The 22,546-nt window shown below is 58.8% G+C and carries 18 protein-coding genes; 17 read left to right on the top strand and 1 reads right to left on the bottom strand.

Translation table 11 applies throughout. The features are described from left to right. Positions 1 to 5 precede the first annotated feature (5 nt). From icmH to ACIPY9_RS10785, 9 genes are all read left to right on the top strand, one after another. Positions 6 to 875: a type IVB secretion system protein IcmH/DotU gene (gene icmH / locus ACIPY9_RS10825; protein WP_400700333.1), complete on the top strand. Its 870-nt coding sequence runs from the start codon at positions 6 to 8 to the stop codon at positions 873 to 875. Positions 876 to 889: 14 nt separating this feature from the next. Then, positions 890 to 4,417 (top strand): type VI secretion system membrane subunit TssM, encoded by a 3,528-nt coding sequence (gene tssM / locus ACIPY9_RS10820; protein ID WP_400700331.1) that lies wholly within the window; start codon positions 890 to 892, stop codon positions 4,415 to 4,417. Next, a complete protein-coding gene (locus tag ACIPY9_RS10815) occupies positions 4,417 to 5,145 on the top strand; it encodes a PP2C family protein-serine/threonine phosphatase (RefSeq protein ID WP_400700329.1) in 729 nt (242 codons plus the stop codon). Before tssM ends, ACIPY9_RS10815 begins: the two co-directional genes overlap by 1 nt. After that, positions 5,142 to 6,200 carry a serine/threonine-protein kinase gene (locus tag ACIPY9_RS10810; protein ID WP_400700327.1) on the top strand — a complete coding sequence of 353 codons (1,059 nt, stop codon included), beginning with the start codon at positions 5,142 to 5,144 and terminating at the stop codon, positions 6,198 to 6,200. The genes ACIPY9_RS10815 and ACIPY9_RS10810 overlap by 4 nt, the downstream gene beginning before the upstream one ends. Positions 6,201 to 6,591: 391 nt before the next feature. Continuing rightward, the gene (locus ACIPY9_RS10805; RefSeq protein WP_400700325.1) at positions 6,592 to 7,098 is read left to right on the top strand and encodes an Hcp family type VI secretion system effector; all 507 of its coding nucleotides are present in this window, start codon (positions 6,592 to 6,594) and stop codon (positions 7,096 to 7,098) included. 276 nt (positions 7,099 to 7,374) lie between these two features. Then, on the top strand, positions 7,375 to 7,506 hold the full coding sequence (locus ACIPY9_RS10800) for a hypothetical protein (protein ID WP_400700323.1): 132 nt from the start codon (positions 7,375 to 7,377) through the stop codon (positions 7,504 to 7,506). After that, positions 7,503 to 12,242: an RHS repeat-associated core domain-containing protein gene (locus tag ACIPY9_RS10795; protein ID WP_400700321.1), complete on the top strand. Its 4,740-nt coding sequence runs from the start codon at positions 7,503 to 7,505 to the stop codon at positions 12,240 to 12,242. The genes ACIPY9_RS10800 and ACIPY9_RS10795 overlap by 4 nt, the downstream gene beginning before the upstream one ends. After that, entirely contained in the window at positions 12,239 to 12,646 is a 408-nt protein-coding gene (locus ACIPY9_RS10790) for a hypothetical protein (protein WP_400700319.1), read from the top strand. Before ACIPY9_RS10795 ends, ACIPY9_RS10790 begins: the two co-directional genes overlap by 4 nt. 49 nt (positions 12,647 to 12,695) lie before the next feature. Further along, positions 12,696 to 13,088, top strand: coding sequence for a hypothetical protein (locus ACIPY9_RS10785; RefSeq protein ID WP_400700317.1), 393 nt, complete (start codon positions 12,696 to 12,698; stop codon positions 13,086 to 13,088). A gap of 114 nt (positions 13,089 to 13,202) precedes the next feature. On the opposite strand, the gene ACIPY9_RS10780 is transcribed toward ACIPY9_RS10785, so the two are convergent. Then, positions 13,203 to 14,021 carry a pyruvate, water dikinase regulatory protein gene (locus ACIPY9_RS10780; RefSeq protein ID WP_400700315.1) on the bottom strand — a complete coding sequence of 273 codons (819 nt, stop codon included), beginning with the start codon at positions 14,019 to 14,021 and terminating at the stop codon, positions 13,203 to 13,205. Between the two features lie 194 nt (positions 14,022 to 14,215). Here ACIPY9_RS10780 and ppsA point away from each other — a divergent pair, with 194 nt between their 5' ends. The 8 genes from ppsA (at position 14,216) to ACIPY9_RS10740 (ending at position 22,481) form a co-directional block, all read left to right on the top strand. Further along, complete coding sequence (gene ppsA / locus ACIPY9_RS10775) at positions 14,216 to 16,591, top strand: phosphoenolpyruvate synthase (RefSeq protein WP_400700313.1); 2,376 nt, start codon at positions 14,216 to 14,218, stop codon at positions 16,589 to 16,591. 313 nt (positions 16,592 to 16,904) lie between these two features. After that, complete coding sequence (locus ACIPY9_RS10770; RefSeq protein WP_400700311.1) at positions 16,905 to 17,894, top strand: alpha/beta fold hydrolase; 990 nt, start codon at positions 16,905 to 16,907, stop codon at positions 17,892 to 17,894. 104 nt (positions 17,895 to 17,998) lie between these two features. Further along, positions 17,999 to 18,487: a ribonuclease E activity regulator RraA gene (gene rraA / locus ACIPY9_RS10765; protein WP_400700310.1), complete on the top strand. Its 489-nt coding sequence runs from the start codon at positions 17,999 to 18,001 to the stop codon at positions 18,485 to 18,487. A gap of 11 nt (positions 18,488 to 18,498) precedes the next feature. Beyond that, positions 18,499 to 19,494, top strand: coding sequence for a zinc transporter ZntB (locus ACIPY9_RS10760; RefSeq protein ID WP_400700309.1), 996 nt, complete (start codon positions 18,499 to 18,501; stop codon positions 19,492 to 19,494). An 88-nt stretch (positions 19,495 to 19,582) separates the two neighbouring features. Then, positions 19,583 to 19,831: a CrfX protein gene (locus ACIPY9_RS10755; RefSeq protein WP_400700308.1), complete on the top strand. Its 249-nt coding sequence runs from the start codon at positions 19,583 to 19,585 to the stop codon at positions 19,829 to 19,831. A gap of 2 nt (positions 19,832 to 19,833) precedes the next feature. Then, positions 19,834 to 20,658 carry a mechanosensitive ion channel domain-containing protein gene (locus ACIPY9_RS10750; protein WP_400700306.1) on the top strand — a complete coding sequence of 275 codons (825 nt, stop codon included), beginning with the start codon at positions 19,834 to 19,836 and terminating at the stop codon, positions 20,656 to 20,658. A gap of 86 nt (positions 20,659 to 20,744) precedes the next feature. Further along, a complete protein-coding gene (sigX, locus tag ACIPY9_RS10745) occupies positions 20,745 to 21,335 on the top strand; it encodes an RNA polymerase sigma factor SigX (RefSeq protein WP_400700304.1) in 591 nt (196 codons plus the stop codon). 108 nt (positions 21,336 to 21,443) lie between these two features. Further along, positions 21,444 to 22,481 carry an OmpA family protein gene (locus tag ACIPY9_RS10740; RefSeq protein ID WP_400700302.1) on the top strand — a complete coding sequence of 346 codons (1,038 nt, stop codon included), beginning with the start codon at positions 21,444 to 21,446 and terminating at the stop codon, positions 22,479 to 22,481. Positions 22,482 to 22,546: the final 65 nt, after the last annotated feature.

The raw sequence follows: 22,546 nt of genomic DNA, 5'->3' as shown, positions 1-22,546 counted from the left end.
CCGACATGATCAAGGACATGGAACACTCTCAGGATGACAAGACCGTCCTGCTCGATCGCCAGGGCCACGGGCCGGCGCAGACGCCTCTGACGGATTTCGCTGCGCCGCCGCGCTTCGAGCAACTGGAAGAGCGGATGATCTACGCGGCACGCCTGCGACCGGCCGAAGCCTTCAATGTCAGTCTCAATGCACTGGTGGCTGCGGCTTCGGATCTGCTGTCGCATGTGGTGCGTCTCAAGCACAGCGAAACGCGAGAAGACCTGTACAGCCTCAATGAGCGCCTGAGCAACGGCCTGAAAATGTTTGAAGTGCGGGCGTTGCACAACGGTGCGGAAAGCAGCCAGGTCATGACGGCGCGTTACGTGCTGTGCACCGTCGTCGACGAAGCGGTCGTCACCACACCATGGGGCGACGAAAGCGAATGGTCACAGATGAGCCTGCTCAGCAGTTTTCACAATGAAACCTTCGGTGGGGAAAAGTTCTTCCAGTTGCTGGATCGCCTGTCGAAAAACCCGGTCAAGCACTTGCCGATGCTGGAGCTGATGTACCTGTGCCTGTCCCTGGGCTTCGAGGGTAAATACCGTGTGATGGCACGCGGCATGCTCGACCTGGAAGGCATTCGCGATGCGCTGTATCGACAGATTCGTCAGTTGCGGGGCGACGCGCCCCGTGAGTTGTCGCCGCATTGGGAAGGGCTCGTTGACAAGCGCCACAGCCTGGTACGCATCGTGCCCTGGTGGATGGTTGCCTTGTTCACTTTCGTCTGTCTGGTTGTGATGTATTCGGGCTTCGCGTGGGTGCTGGGCGAGCAACGCGAAACGGTTCTGCAACCCTATCAACAACTTGACCTGCCAGTGGTCCAGCCCAAGCCGTAATACAGGGATGTGTGATGAAAAACTTTTTCAAGAAAACCGGTGCATTCCTGCGCCAGACATGGGTCTGGACGCTGCTGCTGGTCATGTTCGTGGCCTTGCTGGTGTGGTTCGCAGGCCCGTTGCTGGCGGTCAATGATTACAAGTTCTGGGAAAGCGCGACCTCGCGCCTGCTGACCATCAGCGTTCTGTTCCTCGGCTGGGGCCTGACCATGGTCTTTGTCAGCTGGCGTGCCGGGATCCGCAAGAAGGAAGTCGAGGAGACCGAAGACGGTCAGGAGCGACTGCGCCGCGAAGAGCTGATCGATGAGGAGCAGAAGGAGTTGCGCAGCCGCTTCAACGAAGCGATGCGTACCCTCAAGGCTTCAAGCCTGTACCGTGGCCGCAGCGAGCGGTGGCGCAACGATCTGCCGTGGTATCTGCTGATCGGCCCGCAGGGCAGCGGCAAGACCAGTCTGCTCGATTTTTCCGGGCTTGAGTTTCCGCTCAACAAGTTCGAGCGCAAGCTGACCCGCGACACCAGCGGCACCCGTCATTGCGACTGGTACTTTGCCGATCATGGTGTGCTGGTCGATACGGCAGGACGTTACCTGACCCAGCAGGATGCCGAAGTCGACGGCAGTGCCTGGAATACCTTGCTGGGTCTGTTGCGCAAGCGCCGTCGCGGTCGTCCGCTCAATGGCGTGCTGGTCACGATTCCTGTGGAAATGTTGCTGGCCGGCGATGAGCAGGGCCTCGAGACACTGGCGCGTCAAGTGCGTTCGCGCCTGCAGGAAATCCATCAGAAGTTGCACGTGGATGTGCCGGTCTATCTGGTGTTGAGCAAGGCTGACAAACTGCTGGGCTTCGATGAGTTCTTCGACCAGTTGAGCCGTGAAGAAAGTGATCAGGTTCTGGGGACGAGCTTTCGCAAGGAGCAGAACGGTACTGACGTGGCCGTGTTGCGTCAGGAGTTCGAGGAGCTTCTGCGTCGCCTGAACAGCCAGGTGATCATGCGAATGCACCAGGAGCGCGATACCCAGCGTCGTGGCCGCATTCTCGATTTCCCGCATCAGCTCGGGCTGATCGGCGAAAACCTGTGCCTGTTCGTGGACATGGCCTTCACCGGCAACCGCTATCAGCGAGCCAGCCAGTTGCGCGGGTTCTACCTGACCAGCGCACCTTATCTGACGGAAAGCCTTGATCCGAATACCGCCAGCATCGGTGCGAGCCTCGGCATGTCCTCGGGTGTCCTGCCGACCCTGAGAACGGGGCGTGCCCGTTTCATTCATCATCTGCTGAGCCGGGTGATCTTCCCTGAAGCCGATCTGGCCGGTCTGGACAAGCGCGAGCGCAGCCGGATTCATTGGGGGCAGCGTGCCATGTACGTGGGAGCACTGGGCGCCCTGGCCTTGTTCGGCATTGCCTGGGCGGGCGGGTTCTCGGCCAACTATGAACGTTTGGAAAGCCTGCGCGACCTCGGTCAGACCTGGAAACAGCAGCGTTCGGTACTTGCTTCGCGCAACGACGCCGCCGCGGTTCTCAATACCCTGGACACCCGCTACGAAGCCACCCGGGTGTTCCCGCCCAAGGGCGATGTATCGCTTCATGAGCGTGTCGGTCTGTATCAGGGGGAGGAGAGCAGTCCTGTTGTGCAGGAGGCTTACGAGCGTGAGCTCGAAGCGCAATTGTTGCCTCGGGTTGCGTCGCTGCTGGAAGGCAAGATCAACGCCAGCATCCGCGACCGTGAGCGCCTGCTGAACAGCCTGCGAGCCTACCTGATGCTGGGCATGAAGGACCGTCGGGACGCCGCCTGGCTCAAGGATTGGGTGGCCACCGAATGGTCGGTACGTCATGCCGGCAATACCGCGTTGCAAAATGGTTTGAACGCGCATCTTGAGCGTCTGCTGGCCTTGCCTTTCAGCTATCCGCTCAATGAAACGCTGGTCGAGCAGGCCCGTCGCGTGTTGCGCAGCGAGTCGCTGGCGGCGGTGGTCTATCGTGTCCTGCGCGAACAGGCCCGGACATTGCCCGATTACCGCTTGAGCCAGCACATGGGGCCACAGGGCGGGCTGTTCTTCGGGACCGACTATGTGATTCCGGGGTTCTATACCCAGCAGGGTTATCAGCAGTACTTCTCTGTACAGGGCAATGTCCTGGTCAACGATATCCTGCGTGACAACTGGGTTCTGGGCGAAGGCGCCGGTATCAGCGACATGGACATGCGTCGCCTGATGGTGGAGTTGGAGCAGCTTTACTTCCGGGATTACGCCAACTACTGGAGTGAAGCGGTCGGTCAGGTCGGGTTGTTGCCTTTCAACGATGCCGGTGAAGCGGCCGATCTGGTGGCCGGTCTGACATCGTCCAATTCGCCTGTGCTGCAACTGCTGATGGAAGTCCGCGAAAACACCCGCTTCCCTGCGATCGTCGAGGCGGCTGGTGACGTAACGGATGCCGTCGATAAGGTGGCAGAGAAGGGCGGCGCACTGGGCAAGGTCGCTGCGGCGGCCACCAGCAAGGCCAAGGATGCTCTGGCCAAGAACCTGCCGGATACTGCGAAGAAATCGCTGCAACGCCGTTTCGAGCCTCTGCATCGTCTGCTGGATGAGAACAATGGCCCGGCAGCGGATCTGACACCGGTCTTGCAGTCGCTCAATGAGCTGCAATTGCAGTTGTCCAGCCTGGCGCGAGCCAGTCAGCCGGAACAGCTGGCTTTCGAGATGGCGAAAACCCGCATGACCGGCCAGCGCGATGCCTTGAGCAATCTGCGCAATGCTGCGACACGGCTGCCGCGTCCAGTGAGCGCCTGGTTCAGCCTGCTGGCCGAGGACTCCTGGCGCATGGTGCTCAATGATTCCTATGACTACCTGAGCCAGCGTTATCAGAACGAGCTGTACAGCGTCTACGACAAGACCATCAACGAGCGTTACCCGTTCAACGCACACAGTGCCAGCGATGTGGCGATCAACGATTTCCGTGACTTCTTCAAGACCCAGGGGGTTGTCGAGCGTTTCTTCGAGACTTACATGCGTCCGTTCGTCAGTGGTGATCCGGGCAGCTATCGCCTGCGCAGCATCGACGGTCACAGCCTGCCGGTTTCCAAGGTCTATCTCGACCAGATGGGAGCGGTGCAGGTGATTCGCCGCAGCTTCTTCTCGGAGAACCCGGCCGAGCCGCAAGTCCAGTTCAAGCTTGAGCCTTATACGCTCGACACTTCCGTGAGCCGCGCAGAGTTCCGTTTCGGCAATCAGCAGATGGATTACCGTCACGGTCCGATCATCCCCATGACCTTCAAGTGGCCGACCGATGCACAGGAAGGGCGTGCCAGCCTGGTACTGGAGAAAATGGCCGGACGTCCCATCGGCATCGAGAAGGATACCGGGCCATGGTCCCTGTTCCGTCTGTTCGATCTGATGCAGACCGAATACCTGACAGGGCGTGACGTGCTGGTACTCAAGGCCGATGTGGGTGGGTTGCGCGCCAACTACCTGCTGTTGAGCCAGCGGACCCCCAATCCGTTCGACATGGGTGTCCTGCGCAGCTTCCGTATGCCGGTGCAACTTTGATGCAGGCGACCGGTTCATGGCGCAGTGCTGCGCGCACCGATCCTGGCAAGGTTCGGTCGCGCAACGAAGATGCTTTTCTTGACTCCCCGCAGCAGGGACTTTGGGTCGTGGCGGATGGCATGGGCGGCCATCAACGAGGCCATGTCGCCAGTCAGTTGATTGTTGCCAGCCTTGCAGAGCTTCAGCACCAGGCCAGCTTCAACGACCGGCTCACCTCGTTGCGTCAGTGCCTGCACTGGGTCAACCGGAGGCTGGGGCTGGAATTGACAGTGACTGCCGGGCAGCAGGACACCGTCATGGGCAGTACGGTGGTGGCGCTCCTGATCGACGGTAATCGCGGGGCCTGCATCTGGGCCGGTGACAGTCGTTGCTACCTGTGGCGTGGGCAGCGCCTGTATCAACTGTCCCGGGATCACTCATTGCAACAGAGGCTGATGGATGAGCAGAAGGTGAGTGCCGAAGAGGCGCGGGCTCATCCTTCGGCTGCCGCCCTGACACGGGCGGTCGGTGCCAGCGAACAGCTGACGCTGGATGTGCTGGAGCTGGAGGTCTATCCCGGCGATGCCTTCCTGTTGTGCAGCGACGGTTTGTATCAGGGTTTGACCAGCGATGCACTGGGCAACGCTTTGAGTCTGGCGTCACCTCATGTGGCCCTGGAGCGTCTGTTCGACGGTGCGCTCAGCGGTTCGGCACGGGACAATCTTACCGCAGTGGTCATCCGCCAATGAGTGATCTCAAGTCAGAGCTGGACGGCATCCTGATGAGCGAGGAGCAGGCGAACAACCTGACGTACTTCGCGTTCGCCAATGCCAACGCCCAGGCACCGCAACCGGCAACACGGTCTCGAGGAAAAGGCCGTACCCGGAAAAGCCGCTCCAGGCCTGACGTGCCCATGGCTCCGGTCGGCGGTGTGCCCGAAGTCCTGGCGGGGCGCTATCGTCTTGAGCGGCTTCTGGGGGCTGGCGGGATGGGGGTTGTCTATCGCGCCCGGGACCTTTTGCATGAGCAGTTCGGCGATGCGTCGCCCTATCTTGCGCTCAAGATCCTGAGCGAGGAGTTTGCCGAGTCCCCGGATGCCAGTGCCTTGCTTTACAGTGAATTCGCCCTGACCCGGCGGGTGCGTCACCCCAATGTGGTGTGTGTCCACAGCTTCGAGGTCGATACCGGGTGCCAGCGAAGTTTCATCACCATGGAATTGATGCAAGGGCTTACCCTCGACAAACTGCTGTGTGAGCGGCCCACCGGACTTCCCTGGAGTGAGCTGCGAGAAATCGTGTTGCCATTGCTTGATGCCCTGGCGTGCAGCCATGCGCGGGGTGTCCTGCATGGCGACTTGAAACCCAGCAATGTCATGTTGAGCGAGGAGGGTGTGCGTCTGTTCGACTTCGGGCTCAGCCAGGCAGAGGAGGGTGTTCTGCCCGGTCTTCCGCACCTGAGCCGCAGCCGTTTCAACGCCTGGACACCCAGCTATGCGGCACCGGAGCTGCTTGAAGGGCAACCGCTGTCGGCTTCGGCCGATGTGTATGCCGTGGCTTGTCTGATCTATGAGCTTGCAGGCGGCAAGCATCCGTTCAAGCGGCTGCCTTCTACCCAGGCCCGCGACGAACAGCTGGACCGGCAACTGTCGATTCCTCGTCATCTCCCCAGGCATTGCTGGCCAGCCTTGCGGTCAGCCCTGGCCTTCGACCCTTCGACGCGATCCGTGACCTCCCAGGGTTTGCGCGAGGCTTTGGGCGGACAGGCTTCCTGGTGGCGTCGCTGCCTTCCAGGGCTGCATGGTTGATCCTTGAAGCCCTGACACGCCTGATACTTTCCTTACGCCCTGAATAACTTCACCGTGAACAAAAACATGTTCGCGATGAAGTTTTTTACTCTTGTCGGTGTGTGCAAAAAGTTGCTCATCTAAAAGCAAATACGATCTTGTCTGTTTCAATGCAGGCCTTTGGGTTCAACCGCTGAAACGGTCGTACAGGATATTGCGCAGAGGTGCGCAGTGGCTTGCGCACATCAGGTGGTTTTTCCAGGGAAAAATCGTCAGAAGAGACGTGATATCTTATTAACTTATTGATTTGTATTGATATTTTTTATGTGGCATAGCTTTTGACTCTCATGGACGCCCGTCAGGTGCAATTGCGCCTTTCGGTTCTGTATTTTTCAATCATGAGAGTGTTTTTATGGCCGCATCTGTGTACATGTCCATTATCGGTGCCAAATCAGGCGAGATCACCAAAGGTAACTCCACGGTGGAATCCATGGGCAACGATTTCGAGGATATATTTCAGGACAAGATCGTTGTCCAGTCCTTTCAACACGAAATCAGCACGGCGTATAACCTGAATTCCGGTCATCCAGCGGGACAGAAACTGCCCAAGCCACTGATCATCACCAAGACCTTCGACAAGTCTTCCCCATTGTTGCAGCAGGCTTTGAGCTCAGGAGAACGCCTCACTGAAGTCGTGCTCCGCTGGTATCGTCCGACACGGACAAGTGATAAGGAGCACTACTACACCACGGTTCTGAAAGATGCCGTCATTGTCTCTATCAGGGATTACATGCACGACATCCAGAACCCGACGACTGAGCAATCCATGCACATGGAAGAGGTGCATTTCAACTATCGCGATATCAGCTGGACCCACGAAATCTGCGGGACTTCCGGTACCTACAGTTGGGGTTCCTGAGATCGTGACCTGACATTTCTTGTATAACCCGATGAGCATCGATCAGGCAGGTCGGAAAAAACATGAGGCCCGGTTACAATCGCGCTCGACTTTACGCGCGGTAAACAGTATACCGATCAGTCTCGTGCACTTGCCTGCTGCCTGGGCAGCATGATTGATGCATCACCCTTTTTCCTGTCGGTCATTCAGAGCAGTGGCCGACAGGATTTTCATATTCAGTATTTTGGCGTGCCTGGACAGTCTGGATGACGATCCTTGTACGTTTATGTTCTCGTCATGCAAGAGGAACAAGGGATGTTCTCACCGGCCTATCAGCCCCGTTTCAGACTGACGTTCAATGGCGTGAGTCTTCAGGTACCCAATACCCTGAACGTCTCTGGCCTGCTGATGACTGAGGTGCTGTCATGACCGAGGCCGCTCAAAAACGCGAAGCCCAGGTGGCGGTGGTACCGCTCAACACCATCGACATCAAGGACGTCGGGACAGGGGCTGCGGTCTTCGATGCCTGGCTGCAATCCATCAGCGGCGGTACGGTGACCCTGGAAGGACTCAAGACCGTTGCAGGCTCCTTGCCCGTGGTGGGCAATATCATGGCGCTGGTGGACGCGGTGGGCGACATCATCACCCTGAGCCAGAGCAAGCAGCGCGACCTGTTCATGTGGGCCAGCCTGGGCATCAACCTGATCGGTGTGCTGCCTGCACCCCCGACCATGGCGGCGGCGCGCATGAGCCTGCGGCCGACCCTGTTCCTGGTGCGTCAGGAACTGCGCAACAGCGCCAAGGCCCTGCTGGGCGATTCGCTCATCGAAGTGATCATCGGGCACTTGAACGCCACCATCGTCGGCACCCTCGATGATTTCGTGACCCAGGCGCAGGCCAAGCTGAGCAGTATCCTGAGCGATGTCGGTGACATGGGGGCCAAGGTCGTCGGTGAAATCGCCGATGGCCTGGAGGCGCTGGTCAACGGCAAGCTGGATACCCAGGGGGACCGCAAGGCCGCCCGGCAGCAGGCCAGTGCAGCGGCCAGTCAGGTACTCAACGATCCTAAGGCTGCTTTCAGCAATATCTTCGGAGCGATGTCCAGCGCCTATAAATCCGTCGCCAAGGGCATGGCCAACAGCGCCGCGAAGAACCTGCTGCCCGAGGATGCCAAAAAACTGGTGCTCACCCACACGGCTTCCCTGCGGACCATGGCACCGGAAATCCGCACCCAGCTGAACAAGCTGGGCGATGTGGGGGCGAAGCACTCCATTGGCTGGCTGCTGAGCAACCTGTCGCTGGCGGTCAAGGCGTTCCGCAAACGCAAATCCCATGGCCAGAGCAGCAGCGTCAAGGCCAATAGCACTTCCGAGGCGCGTCATCAGCTACCGGATGGTCAGATGGGGGCCACCAACAGACAGGCCGCCGCCACTGGTCACCCCAACTGCCAGAAAAACCAGGTCTGTGCACTCACGGGCAACAGCATCAGCTTCGCCCTGGGGTCGGAAACCTTCAACCACACCGACTTCAGCCTGCCCGGTCCGTTTCCGATCATCTGGACCCGCCTCTACAACTCACGCCTGTCCGCCTACGATCAGGGCATTCTGGGCGCTCGCTGGGTCACCGAATTCACCACCCGTTTCGACCTGACCCAGGAGCGCGACGGCCTGCTGTTCCACGACGCCGACGGCCGCAGCCATGCCTGCCCGCTGCCCGAAGTGGGCCTGTTCCACTACGACGCCATCGAAGACTTCACCGTGGTGCGTGCGGCCGAGGACCAACTGGTGCTGTGCCGGGGCCTCGAACGCAAGGAAACCTACGTCCGCGACGGTCGCCAGTACCGCCTGACCCGCATCGAACTGCGCAACGGCACCGGCGTCATGCTGCATTACGAGCACCGTCACGGCGACGCCCGCGTCCTGTCGGATATCCTGACCTACCAGGAAGGGGACATCAGCAAGGTGCACCTGCACCTGGGCACGATGCTCGACGAACAGGGCCGCCTGATCGGGTTGTGGGAGATCAAGGACGGCAAGCCCCTGCGCCAGCTGTGTCGCTACCAGTACGACGCTTATGGCGATCTGGTCCAGGCCCAGGATGAACACGGCGCCGCCTGGCAGTATCACTACCAGTCCCACCTGATCGTGCGCTACACCGACCGCACCGGCCGGGGCCTGAACCTGCAGTGGGATGGCAGCGGGGCCGACGCCCGGGCCGTGCGCGAATGGGCCGACGACGGCAGCTTCGACACCCGCCTGGAGTGGGACGAAAACATCCGCCTGACCTACGTCACCGATGCCCTGGGCCATGAAACCTGGCACTACTACGACATCAAGGGCTACACCTACCGCATCCGCCACCCCGATGGTCGCTCCGAATGGCTGTTCCGCGACGACGCCAAGAACGTCGTGCGCCACGTCCACGCCGACGGCAGCACCGACCGCTACACCTACGACGAACGCAGCAACCTGCTGCAACATATCCGCGCCGACCAGACCGTGGTGCACTACGCCTACGACGACCAGGATCAGCTGATCAAGATCAGCGACGCCGAAGGCGGGCAGTGGCAGCGCTCCTATGACGACAGCGGCAACCTGGTGGAAACCGTCGACCCGCTGGGCAACACCACCGAATACGCCTACAACGGCAACGGCCAGCCCACCGCCATCAAGGACGCCCACGGCAACGAAAAGGCCCTGGCCTACAACGACGCCGGGCAACTGGTCGAATACACCGACTGCTCCGGCAAGACCAGCGCCTGGGAATACAACGACCTGGGGCAACTGGTCGCCTTCACCGACGCGGCCGGCAACACCATCGAATACCAGTACAAGGCCGGGCAGCTGGCGCTGATCGTCCACCCGGACACGACCGAAGAACGTTTCGAGCGCGACGCCGAAGGCCGCCTGCTGGCCCATGTCGATGCCCTGGAACGCTGCACCACCTGGACCTACACCGCGGCGGGCCTGATCGCCGAACGGGTCGATGCCGCCGAACAGACCCTGCGCTACCGCTGGGACCTGCTGGGCCGCCTGACCACCCTGGAAAACGAAAACGAACGCCGCGCCCACTTCCACTACGACCCGGTGGGGCGTCTGCTGGACGAATCCGGTTTCGACGGTCGGGTGACCCGCTACCAGTACGACCCGGCCACCGGGCGTCTGGCCAGTACCGTCACCGGCGAGCGTGCCATCGACCTGAGCTTCGACCCCATGGGCCGCCTGATCGAGCGCACGGCGCGCCTGGGCGACCAGACCCAGACCGAAACCTTTGCCTACGACGGCAATGGCAACCTGATCCAGGCCCGCAACACCGACAGCCGCCTGCAATGGTTCCACGACCCGGCGGGCAACCTGCTGCGCGAACACCAGCACTACCTGGGTCTGGACAAACCGCAAGTCGCCATCTGGCAGCACGAATACGACGTGCTCAACCAGCGCATCGCCACCGTGCGTCCGGACGGGCACCGGGTCAGCTGGCTGACCTATGGCAGCGGCCACCTGCTGGGCCTGCGCCTCGACGATCACGAACTGATCGGCTACGAACGCGACGACCTGCACCGCGAGATCGCCCGCCATCAGGGCAACCGCCTGCTGCAGACCCAGCAATGGGACCCGGCCGGGCGCCTGACGGAACAACTGCTGGGCCGTCCGGACGACAAGTCCACGCTGCTCAAGCGCGAATACACCTACGACGCCGCCGGGCAACTGACCGACATCAACGACAGCCGCCGCGGCCCGCTGGCCTATCGCTACGACCCGGTGGGCCGCCTGCTCAGTGCCATCAGCCGTCAGGGCGTGGAAACCTTCGCCTTCGACCCGGCCGGTAACCTGCTGGACGACACCGTCGCCGACATCCGCCGCCCGCTGGACCAGGACCCCAAACGCAGCCAGCTGCTCGACAACCTGCTGCGTGAATACGCCGGCACCCACTACGAATACGACGACCGCGGCAACCAGGTGCAACGCTGGCACAACGGTGCCTACAGCCGCCTGACCTGGGACCTGTTCGACCGCCTGGTGCATTTCGACGACGCTCGCCTGGCGGTGGACTACGCCTACGACGCCCTGGGCCGACGCCTGTACAAGCACTCGACCGCCCACACCCGGAACCGTCCCGAGGCGGGCACCCAGTGGAACCGCAACGAATATGGCCGTAAACAGCGGGAACTGGGCTGCGGCTTCACCCTGTACGGCTGGGACGGCGACACCCTGGCCTGGGAAAGCAGCCCGGCGCAGCACGAAAGCGGCACCGGTCGCACCGTGCACTACCTGTACGAACCGGGCAGCTTCATCCCCGTGGCCCAGGCCCTGCGCCAAAGCCCGATCCAGCTGCTCGACCTGCCGGACTACAGCGGCCCGTACGATTTCGACGACGACCCGCTGTGGCACCACAAACCCGAGGTCCAGCCCTTCGACGCCCTGGCCTGGTACCAGTGCGACCACCTGGGTACGCCTCAGGAACTCACCGACCAGGACGGCAATATCGCCTGGAGCGCTCAGTACAAGGCATGGGGTGAGATCAAGGAACAGCGTTCAGCCAGCGCACAACAACTCGGCCTGACCAACCCGATCCGCTTCCAGGGTCAGTACCACGATCACGAGACGGGGCTGCACTACAACCGCTATCGGTACTATGATCCGAGGGTGGGGCGGTTTGTCAGCAAGGATCCGATTGGGTATGCGGGGGGAATCAACCTCTATCAATATGCTCCTGACCCTACAGGGTGGGTTGATCCGCTGGGGTTGACGGGTGTGTTAGCCCGAGTAGCCCGGGTAGTTAGAACTCCTGCAAGCCGTCTTGCCGACAAGGCGCAAAGTTTGCCAGCGTCTCAGCGCCCAAACACTGTTGCAGTCATAAAAACGAAAGACGGTCGTATGGTCGTTGGACGAAACCAAGGCGGTGTTTCAAACTCAGAGGTTTCTAATGCGCTGAAGGATATACCTCCAAATGAATTCGATGCTCAATGCGCTGAGGTAAATGCAATCGCAAGAGCCAGAAATAAAGGTTTGAATCTCGATGGCGCTGAAATATCGGTGGCAAATGTGCGTGGACGAGGTAGCAAGAGCGGTATACACGGGACACATAAGCCACCTTGTTCTGTTTGTAATCCCTTGGTAAAGAAATTCAATTTGAGTGTAATGGGGGCGTGTGGGAGCGAATGAAAAATTTAGAGCTTTCTCAAAGGCTTTCCAAACTGTCTGCGAGAGATTTGCAGCTATATGCTTCAAAATGTTTGCAAACCTATTGCAATGCAAAGCTGATTCGACATGAGTCGATTGATGAGCTGATAGCCCATCTTGTTAGCCACCCGGAGAGCGGTAACCTTGGTGAGTGGGAGCGGAATGGAGCATTGTTGGCGCTGAATGGACGAGGGGATGAAATGCCTCCGGATCTTGCTGCGTCAATACCCGTGCAGGATATAGAGGAGTTCTCTTATCTTGTGGATTGTGTTGTGGAAGTTGGAATAGTTGATATGTATGGGGCGCCAACTGATCTTCCGCTTGGCTTTGTAGATAAGGCGGTTTCTGTACTGTCCAAGAATAATATTGAGTTGCCTGCGCTTTAGGGGGTAGGCGTTTGTGATTTTGTTATGTTAACTATTGAATGGAATCAATATGAAAAACACCGCATCAATGTTCATCATGCTGGGCACTCTTGGCGTATTCAACCTGGCACAGGCCGAAGGCCCTGACGCTGCGGCGATCAAGCAGATGTATGACACAGCCCGCAATACCTCAGGCCTTGTGAATTACTGCGTCGATAAAGGCTTCCTGAAAGCCGATAGCAGCGAAAACGCCAAAAAGATGGTGGCGTATGTCGCAGGTGTGCCAGGGGGTGTCGATACCACTGGCGGGGACAAGCTTGAAGCCTATGGCCGGGAAGGCAAGGTTCATGGCGGTGACGGGCAATATCTTCCCCTTGAAGGCAATGTCCCTCAGGGGGTCGAAGCCTGGTGCAAGGATGCTGGTGAAGGCCTTCGTCAAGGCTTGAAGTCGGTCGGTCTGTGAGTGACTCATGTGGCTAACGCCACTGGACCTTGAAAGAAACGCTCGCTGCCAGCAATGTCAGCGAGCGTTTTGCGTTTTGCGACGGGGGTGTCGGGCATGTGCTCGGTGGCCCGGCTATTTGAATCGGCGCTCCATGCCTTTTTCCACCAGCACCTTGGCCGAGATTTCTTCCACCGAGAAATGCGTGGAATTGATGTGTGCGATGTTTTCCCGGCGGAACAGGCTTTCCACTTCCCGCACCTCGAATTCGCACTGGGCATAGCTGGAGTAGCGGCTGTTGGGCTTTCGTTCATGACGAATGGCTGTCAACCGATCTGGATCAATGGTCAGGCCGAACAGTTTGTTACGGTGGGCCTTGAGGGCGTCCGGCAGTTGCAGGCGCTCCATGTCGTCTTCGGTCAACGGGTAGTTGGCGGCGCGGATGCCGAATTGCATGGCCATGTACAGACAGGTCGGGGTCTTGCCGCAGCGTGAGACGCCGACCAGGATGATGTCGGCCTTGTCGTAGTAATGAGTGCGTGCGCCGTCGTCGTTGTCGAGGGCGAAGTTCACGGCCTCGATGCGCTCCATGTAGTTGGAGTTGTGACCGATGGAGTGCGATTTGCCCACCGAGTAGGAGGAGTGTGAACTAAGCTCTTGTTCCAGCGGGGCCAGGAATGTCGAGAAGATATCGATCATGAACCCGTTGGAGGTCGCCAGGATCTCGCGAATTTCCTGATTGACGATGGTATCGAAGATGATCGGCCGTACCTCGTCCCTGTCGGCGGCATTGTTGATTTGTTGTACCATCGCCAGCGCCTTTTCGACGCTGTCGATGTAGGGGCGCGTGAACTTGTTGAACGTAATGTTTTCAAACTGTGCCAGCAGGCTCTGGCCCAGCGTTTCAGCCGTGATGCCTGTACCGTCTGAGATGAAGAAAGCGGATCGTTTCATTTGCGCCTTTGGCCTTAAGCTAGTGACGATTCTTGGATATCATAGGCGCGCTTGCAGGCCCTGATGGTCTGCATTCTCACCTTTTTTCAAGGTTCCGGCTTCAGGTCCGGCCAAAAAATGCCCGTCGCCACACTGCCGTGGCCCGGGTGCATGAGCTTTTCCCAACAACACACACCGTTAGTGGAGAGATCACCTTGGTAGAGTACGTAGTTTCCCTCGATAAGCTCGGCGTCCATGATGTAGAGCACGTGGGAGGCAAGAACGCATCCCTCGGCGAAATGATCAGCAACCTGGCAGGCGCTGGTGTTTCGGTGCCCGGCGGTTTCGCTACGACAGCCCAGGCCTACCGTGATTTCCTTGAGCAGAGTGGTCTGAACGATCAGATCCATGCCGCCCTGGACGCTCTGGATGTCGACGACGTCAACGCACTGGCCAGAACCGGCGCGCAGATTCGTCAGTGGATCATGGAAGCCGAGTTCCCCGAAAGGCTCAATGCCGAGATTCGTGCTGCGTTCGACACCTTGTCGGCAGGCAATCCGAATCTGGCGGTGGCCGTGCGTTCTTCGGCCACTGCAGAAGACTTGCCCGATGCCTCCTTTGCCGGCCAGCAGGAAACCTTCCTCAATATCCGCGGCGTCGATAACGTGATCCGTGCGGCCAAGGAAGTGTTCGCTTCGCTCTTCAACGACCGCGCCATTTCGTACCGTGTGCACCAGGGTTTCGACCACAAGCTGGTGGCCCTGTCGGCCGGCGTTCAGCGCATGGTTCGTTCCGAGACCGGCACGGCGGGTGTCATGTTCACCCTCGATACCGAGTCCGGCTTCCGTGACGTGGTGTTCATCACCGGTGCCTATGGTCTGGGTGAAACCGTGGTGCAGGGCGCGGTCAACCCGGACGAGTTCTACGTCCACAAGAACACGCTGACCGCTGGCCGTCCTGCCATTCTGCGCCGCAACCTGGGCAGCAAGGCCATCAAGATGATTTATGGCGACGAAGCCAAGGCTGGTCGTTCGGTCAAGACCGTGGATGTCGACGCTGCCGAACGCGCGCGCTTCTGCCTGACCGACGCCGAGGTCAGCGAACTGGCCAGGCAGGCGATGATCATCGAGAAGCACTACAAGGCACCGATGGACATCGAGTGGGCCAAGGACGGTGACGACGGCAAGCTCTACATCGTTCAGGCGCGTCCTGAAACCGTGAAAAGCCGCACCTCGGCCAATGTCATGGAGCGCTACCTGCTCAAGGAAACCGGCACAGTCCTGGTCGAAGGCCGTGCCATCGGTCAGCGCATTGGTGCGGGCAAGGTCCGGATCATCAAGGACGTGTCCGAGATGGATAAGGTCCAGGTGGGAGATGTGCTGGTTTCCGACATGACCGACCCGGACTGGGAGCCGGTCATGAAGCGTGCCAGCGCCATTGTCACCAACCGGGGTGGCCGTACCTGCCACGCAGCGATCATCGCTCGCGAGCTGGGCATTCCTGCCGTTGTGGGTTGCGGCAATGCCACCCAGTTGTTGCAGGACGGGCAGGGCGTCACCGTATCCTGTGCCGAGGGCGATACCGGTTACATCTTTGAAGGCGAGCTGGGCTTCGACATCAAGACCAACTCGGTCGACGCCATGCCTGAGCTGCCGTTCAAGATCATGATGAACGTCGGCAACCCTGATCGTGCCTTCGATTTCGCCCAGTTGCCCAACGCCGGTGTCGGCCTGGCGCGCCTGGAGTTCATCATCAACCGCATGATCGGCGTGCACCCCAAGGCGTTGCTCAACTACGCCGGCTTGCCGCCCGAGATCAAGGACAGCGTCGACAAGCGCATTGCCGGTTACAGCGACCCGGTCGATTTCTACGTCGACAAGCTGGTCGAAGGCATCAGCACCCTGGCGGCGGCTTTCACACCGAAAAAGGTCATTGTTCGTCTGTCGGACTTCAAGTCCAACGAATATGCGAACCTGATTGGCGGCAAGCTGTACGAGCCGGAAGAAGAAAACCCGATGCTGGGCTTCCGTGGCGCTTCACGCTACATCAGCGAGAATTTCCGCGATTGCTTCGAGCTGGAGTGCCGTGCGCTCAAGCGTGTGCGCGAAGACATGGGCCTGACCAACGTCGAGATCATGGTGCCGTTCGTGCGTACCCTCGGCGAGGCGAGTCAGGTCATCGACCTGCTGGCGGCCAATGGCCTCAAACGCGGTGAAAACGGTCTGCGCGTCATCATGATGTGCGAACTGCCGTCCAACGCGATTCTGGCCGAAGAGTTCCTGGAGTATTTCGACGGTTTCTCCATCGGTTCCAACGACCTGACCCAGCTGACGCTTGGGCTGGACCGTGACTCCGGGGTCATTGCGCACCTGTTCGACGAGCGCAACCCGGCGGTCAAGAAACTGCTGTCCAATGCCATCCAGGCCTGTAACAAGGCTGGCAAGTACATCGGTATCTGCGGTCAAGGCCCTTCGGATCACCCGGACCTGGCTCGCTGGCTGATGGAGCAGGGGATCGAGAGCGTTTCGCTGAACCCGGACTCGGTGCTGGAAACCTGGTTCTTCCTCGCGGAAGGGCAGGCTTCTGCCTGAGAGGTTGTTGATGTGATGAAATAGCGTCTTGAGCCGTCTAGGGTTTGTACGAAATGTCTTGATACTCGGTGATGCTGCGTTGAAAACGGTCTCGGAATGCTCATTTACAACCCGTAAACTCCGCTTCCTCGACCGTTTTCGCCTTGCCTGACCTTCGTCTCAAAACTTTTCGTACAGAACCCAGGTTTTCAGGCGTTTCGGAAAGGGCGGTTTTTTCGGAAACCGCCCTTTTTACGTAAAACATCCGAACCTGCAGTTTCACCCAGTCTGTCAGAGGCGACCCGATGCCTTTGAACCTTAGATAAAGAGCAATATGCAAAGCAGCAGCAATCTTTTTCCCGTTGCCTTGATCAGTGCCGAGCGTCGTGGTGATCTGGTCGAGGATGTCTATCGTTTGAAGCCCGCCAACAGCCCCGATCCCAGCGTAGAACTGGCTGTTACCCGTCTGGGGCTGGTCAACCAGCCCGATGTACGTGGTGTTCCGGTCATTCTGGTGCATGGCAGCTTTTCCAACCGCCGTTTCTGGTATTCGCCCAAGGGGATCGGTCTTGGGCCATTTCTGGCGCGTGCCGGTTATGACGTCTGGATTGCCGAGATGCGTGGTCACGGTCTTTCCGCTCGCAACCAGAATTACCGCCGTAACCGTGTGGCCGATTATGCCCGGTACGATCTACCGGCCATTGCAGCGTTCGTTCGAGAGCAGAGCGGGCAGGTGCCGCACTGGATCGGTCATTCGCTGGGAGGCACCACACTGGCGGCCGCTCTGGGTGGCCAGTATCTCGGGTCGGAAGGTGCAGCCTCGGTGGCGCTTTTCGGCAGCCAGGTCAGTCGTACCTATTGGCCGTTGAAGATTCCGCCGGTGCAATGGTCCGGGCGTTTGCTGCTCAAGCCTTTTGAGCACATCTCCGGGCCGCGTTTCAAGCGGGGGCCGGAAGACGAGCCCATTGGCGTCGTATTGGAGAGCATGCGCTGGCATGGTCTGTTCGGGCGTTTCGGTGATCGCGAGACCAATTGGTGGGCCGGGTTGCCCAAGGTCGATGTGCCACTGTTGGCCGTGGCAGCGGTGGGAGACCACCAGGATCCGGTCTGGGCCTGCCGGATGCTGTTCGATCAGTTTGGGTCGGAGCATCGACAGTTTTTGTGCCTGGGTCGTGAGCATGGGTTCAACGAAGATTTCGGTCATGTGCAGATGCTGGTCAGCAAGGGCGCACAGCAACAGGTCTGGCCGCGGGTGCTCGACTGGTTGCAGGAGCGCTCCGTATCCGGCGAGCTTCCTTCATTGCAGGAAGCGGTAGGGCAATAGTCTGGTTTTGTGTTTGTATGGGGAGGCGACCGGGATCAAAGCCACTATGCTGCCTTGAGCATCAAAGTGTTCTCATTCCGTTTTCTCACTGACAGGAGTTAGCCATGCATTATTCGACCCCCGATTTGTGCGATGCCTATCCGGAACAGGTACAAGTCGTAGAACCCATGTTCAGCAGTTTTGGTGGCCGGGATTCCTTCGGTGGCGAGATCGTGACCATCAAGTGCTTTGAAGATAACTCGCTGGTCAAGGATCAGGTTGCGCTCGACGGCAAAGGCAAGGTGCTGGTCGTCGATGGCGGCGGTTCTCTGCGTTGTGCCTTGCTGGGTGACCTGCTGGCCGACAAGGCGGCCAAGAGCGGTTGGGAAGGTATCGTGGTCTATGGCTGCATTCGCGATGTCGATGTCATCGCACAGACCGACCTGGGTGTTCAGGCGCTGGCCAGTCATCCGAAAAAGACCGACAAGCGCGGCATCGGTGACTTGAATGTGCCGGTGACCTTTGCGGGCGTCACGTTTCGACCGGGCGATTACCTGTATGCCGATAACAATGGCGTGATCGTCTCTCCATCCCCCTTGAAAATGCCGGAATAAGCGAAGCAAGCATGTTCGATGAAGCCAACGCGCAGTGGGGGCTGGTCCATGCCCTCGTATTGGATGGTGAAGGTGGGGCGCGTTTCATTGCCCGGACCGAGCTCGATGAACTTCAGATACAGCCCCATGAAAGCCTGTGGCTGCATTGGGATCGCAGTCATCCGCAGACCCACTCATGGTTGCGTAATTCCAGTGGCTTGAGCGAGTTTGCCTGCACACTGTTACTTGAGGAAAACACCCGGCCGCGCTTGCTGTCCTTGCCGGATCAGGAGCTGCTGCTGTTCCTGCGTGGAGTCAACCTCAATCCGGGAGCCGAGCCGGAGGACATGGTCTCGGTGCGGATCTTTGCCGCCGCGCAGCGGGTGATTTCCCTGCGCCTTCGCCCCCTGCGTGCCACCGAGGAGCTGATTGAGCTGCTGAACGAAGGCAAGGGGCCGAAAACAGCTTCGGAACTGACGCTGTATCTGGCGCAGTACCTGACCGAAAAGGTGCAGGATCTGGTCGGCGACCTGACCGAATCGGTGGATGACGAAGAAGAAAAGACCGACGCCGATGAGCGGTATAGCCCTGAACATGGCCAGCTATTGCAGATTCGTCGCCGCGCGGCGGGGTTGCGCCGTTTTCTGGCTCCTCAGCGCGATATCTATGGTCAGTTGTCGCGTATCAGGCTGGCCTGGTTTGTCGATGACGATGGCGATTACTGGAATGAGCTGAACAACAGCCTGACCCGCTACCTGGAAGAGCTTGAGCTGACCCGCGAACGGGTAGGGCTGTTGCTGGAGTCCGAAGACCGGCGTCTGCGTGAGCGCATGGATCACACCATGTACCGCTTCGGCATCATTACCGGTATTTTTCTGCCCATGAGTTTTCTGACGGGGTTGCTGGGAATAAACGTGGGCGGCATACCCGGCTCCGACAATCCTTATGGCTTTTTGCTTGCCTGCTTGTTGATCGTTCTGGTCGCCGTGGGCCAGTGGTGGTTGTTCAGACGCTTGCGCTGGCTATGACGGCAGAATTTTTTAACGCCAGTCCCCTGTCACCTGTGACTCGCCCGAAACGGGTGGCGTCTCTCACTGACATTGCGTGAGGTGCCTGATGCACGATCCGTTCGAAGAATCTTTGCGTGACATGCTCAAATCATCCTCTTCAAGCCGGGATGATGACGCCTGCCTTGGGCGTGTCCTGAAAACCGCCAACCGTCAGGTGGGTGCCGGTGTGCTGTTCGGGCTGCTTGGGCGCTGGTCCCAGGCCATGATGATTGCCCTGAATAACGGCTCCGCGCACGTCTCGCCTGTTTCCCGCCGTCCCAAACCTGCTGCCCGCACTGTCGATAAGGCTGATTGAACATGGAATTGGATCTCTGGACCCAGAGCCTGGTTGCTGCAATGACTGCATTGTGGACCAAAGTCGCAAACTTCATCCCCAACCTGTTCGGTGCCCTTGTGGTCGTGCTGTTGGGTTTTGTGGTCGCCAAGCTGCTTGATGCCCTGCTATCGAAATTGCTGGCCAAGCTCGGTCTCGATCGCCTCATGGGCGGCACCGGGCTGACAAAGCTGATCAGCCGTGCCGGCGTGAAAGTGCCGATTTCCACCCTGATCGGCAAGATCGTCTACTGGTTCGTGCTGCTGATTTTCCTGGTGTCTGCCGCGGAGTCCCTTGGCCTGCAGCGTGTCTCGGCCACTCTGGACATGCTGGCGCTGTATCTGCCGAAGGTGTTTGGCGCGGCTCTGGTGCTGCTGGTGGGCGTGCTTCTGGCACAACTGGTCAATGGTGTCGTGCGTGGCGCTGCCGAGGGTGTGGGCGTCGACTATGCGTCCGGGCTTGGGCGAATCGCTCAGGGCCTGGTCATCATCATCAGTATTTCTGTCGCGATCAGCCAGCTTGAGGTCAAGACGGACCTGCTCAATCACGTGATCGTGATCGGTCTGTTGACCGTTGGTCTGGCGATTGCGCTGGCATTGGGTCTGGGAAGCCGCGAAATCGCGGGTCAGATTCTGGCTGGCATCTATGTGCGTGAGCTCTATCAGGTCGGCCAGCAGGTGCAGGTGGGCGAAATAGAGGGGCAAATCGAGGAAATCGGTACGGTCAAGACTACACTGCTGACGGACGAGGGGGAGTTGGTTTCGTTTTCCAACAAAATTCTTCTCGAGCAGAGAGTAAGCAGCCGTTAATCGGCGAACCTGCTAATCTATGCCGCCACAAATTGCCGGGACCCGGGCAGTGGCGGACATTGAACTGACTGTCGGCAAGACTCGTTTTGAATAAACCCCTACCGCTTTCGACGCGCTATGACCCCCGCGAGCTCTCTGATGAGGAGCTGGTCGCGCGCGCCCACGTTGAGCTTTTCAACGTGACGCGGGCTTACGAAGAGTTGATGCGTCGTTACCAGAGAACACTTTTTAACGTCTGTGCACGTTATTTAGGGAACGATCGCGATGCTGATGATGTCTGTCAGGAGGTGATGCTTAAGGTCTTGTATGGATTGAAGAATTTCGAGGGCAAATCGAAATTCAAAACCTGGCTTTACAGCATTACCTACAACGAATGCATCACTCAGTACAGAAAGGAACGGCGTAAGCGTCGCTTGATGGACGCTTTGAGTCTGGACCCGCTTGAGGAAGCGTCTGAAGAAAAGACGCCCAAACCCGAAGAGCGGGGCGGTCTTGATCGCTGGCTTGTGCATGTGAACCCGATTGACCGGGAAATCCTTGTACTGCGTTTTGTCGCAGAACTGGAGTTTCAGGAAATCGCAGACATAATGCACATGGGCTTGAGCGCAACGAAAATGCGCTACAAGCGGGCATTGGATAAATTGCGTGAGAAATTTGCGGGCATTGCCGAAACTTAACTCGGAGCAAATATCTCTAACGAACTGGCAGGGTCTGCTAGACTTGCCGACGAATTGCCCCGGCTACACAGGGGTCTGCTTTACAATCACCAGATGGGGATTTAACGGATGAAACTGAAAAACACCTTGGGCTTGGCCATTGGTACTATCGTTGCCGCGACTTCGTTCGGCGTGCTGGCACAAGGCCAAGGCGCAGTCGAGATCGAGGGCTTTGCCAAGAAGCAATACTTCGACAGCTCTCGTGACTTCAAAAACGACGGCAACCTGTTCGGCGGCTCGATCGGTTACTTCCTGACCGACGACGTTGAACTGCGTCTGGGCTACGACGAAGTTCACAACGCACGTGGCAATGATGGCAAGAACATCAAGGGCTCCAACACCGCCCTGGACGCTCTGTACCACTTCAACAACCCAGGCGACATGCTGCGTCCATACGTGTCTGCAGGTTTCTCCGATCAAAGCATCGGTCAGACTGGCCGTGGCGGTCGTAACGGTTCCACCTTCGCCAACGTTGGCGGCGGTGCCAAGCTGTACTTCACCGACAACTTCTATGCTCGTGCTGGCGTTGAAGCCCAGTACAACATCGACCAGGGCGAGACAGAGTGGGCTCCTAGCGTCGGTATCGGCGTGAACTTCGGTGGCGGCAGCAAGAAAGTTGAAGCAGCTCCTGTTGCTCCAGTTGCTGAAGTCTGCTCCGACAGCGACAACGATGGCGTGTGCGACAACGTCGACAAGTGCCCTAACACCCCAGCCAACGTAACTGTTGACGCTGATGGCTGCCCGGCAGTTGCTGAAGTCGTTCGTGTCGAGCTGGACGTCAAGTTCGACTTCGACAAGGCTGTCGTCAAGCCTAACAGCTACGGTGATATCAAGAACCTGGCTGACTTCATGCAACAGTACCCACAAACCACCACCACTGTTGAAGGTCACACTGACTCCGTCGGTCCTGACGCTTACAACCAGAAACTGTCCGAGCGTCGCGCAAGCGCCGTTAAACAAGTTCTGGTCAACCAGTACGGTGTTGGTGCTAACCGCGTAAACTCGGTTGGCTACGGCGAATCCCGTCCAGTTGCTGACAACGCAACTGAAGCTGGTCGCGCAGTAAACCGTCGCGTAGAAGCAGAAGTTGAAGCACAAGCTAAGTAATTAGCCTGCTTGACTGAAAAGCCCGGCTCAGGCCGGGCTTTTCTTTGCCTGCAATTTGGCAGGGC

The organism is Pseudomonas sp. NPDC089734 (assembly GCF_044748865.1).
GTDB lineage: Bacteria > Pseudomonadota > Gammaproteobacteria > Pseudomonadales > Pseudomonadaceae > Aquipseudomonas.
The sequence above is the reverse complement of the archived record's forward strand: the minus strand, read 5'-3'. Positions and strand labels throughout refer to the sequence as shown.

Coding starts and splice junctions, on each gene's coding strand:
- ACIPY9_RS10790 (WP_400700319.1), top strand. CDS start 12,239: ATGAAAAATTTAGAGCTTTCTCAAAGGCTTTCCAAACTGTCTGCGAGA.
- ACIPY9_RS10780 (WP_400700315.1), bottom strand. CDS start 14,021: ATGAAACGATCCGCTTTCTTCATCTCAGACGGTACAGGCATCACGGCT.
- ACIPY9_RS10755 (WP_400700308.1), top strand. CDS start 19,583: ATGCACGATCCGTTCGAAGAATCTTTGCGTGACATGCTCAAATCATCC.
- ACIPY9_RS10770 (WP_400700311.1), top strand. CDS start 16,905: ATGCAAAGCAGCAGCAATCTTTTTCCCGTTGCCTTGATCAGTGCCGAG.
- ACIPY9_RS10805 (WP_400700325.1), top strand. CDS start 6,592: ATGGCCGCATCTGTGTACATGTCCATTATCGGTGCCAAATCAGGCGAG.
- ACIPY9_RS10800 (WP_400700323.1), top strand. CDS start 7,375: ATGCAAGAGGAACAAGGGATGTTCTCACCGGCCTATCAGCCCCGTTTC.
- tssM (WP_400700331.1), top strand. CDS start 890: ATGAAAAACTTTTTCAAGAAAACCGGTGCATTCCTGCGCCAGACATGG.
- ACIPY9_RS10750 (WP_400700306.1), top strand. CDS start 19,834: ATGGAATTGGATCTCTGGACCCAGAGCCTGGTTGCTGCAATGACTGCA.
- rraA (WP_400700310.1), top strand. CDS start 17,999: ATGCATTATTCGACCCCCGATTTGTGCGATGCCTATCCGGAACAGGTA.
- icmH (WP_400700333.1), top strand. CDS start 6: ATGATCAAGGACATGGAACACTCTCAGGATGACAAGACCGTCCTGCTC.
- ACIPY9_RS10740 (WP_400700302.1), top strand. CDS start 21,444: ATGAAACTGAAAAACACCTTGGGCTTGGCCATTGGTACTATCGTTGCC.
- ACIPY9_RS10810 (WP_400700327.1), top strand. CDS start 5,142: ATGAGTGATCTCAAGTCAGAGCTGGACGGCATCCTGATGAGCGAGGAG.
- ACIPY9_RS10815 (WP_400700329.1), top strand. CDS start 4,417: ATGCAGGCGACCGGTTCATGGCGCAGTGCTGCGCGCACCGATCCTGGC.
- ACIPY9_RS10760 (WP_400700309.1), top strand. CDS start 18,499: ATGTTCGATGAAGCCAACGCGCAGTGGGGGCTGGTCCATGCCCTCGTA.
- ACIPY9_RS10785 (WP_400700317.1), top strand. CDS start 12,696: ATGAAAAACACCGCATCAATGTTCATCATGCTGGGCACTCTTGGCGTA.
- ACIPY9_RS10795 (WP_400700321.1), top strand. CDS start 7,503: ATGACCGAGGCCGCTCAAAAACGCGAAGCCCAGGTGGCGGTGGTACCG.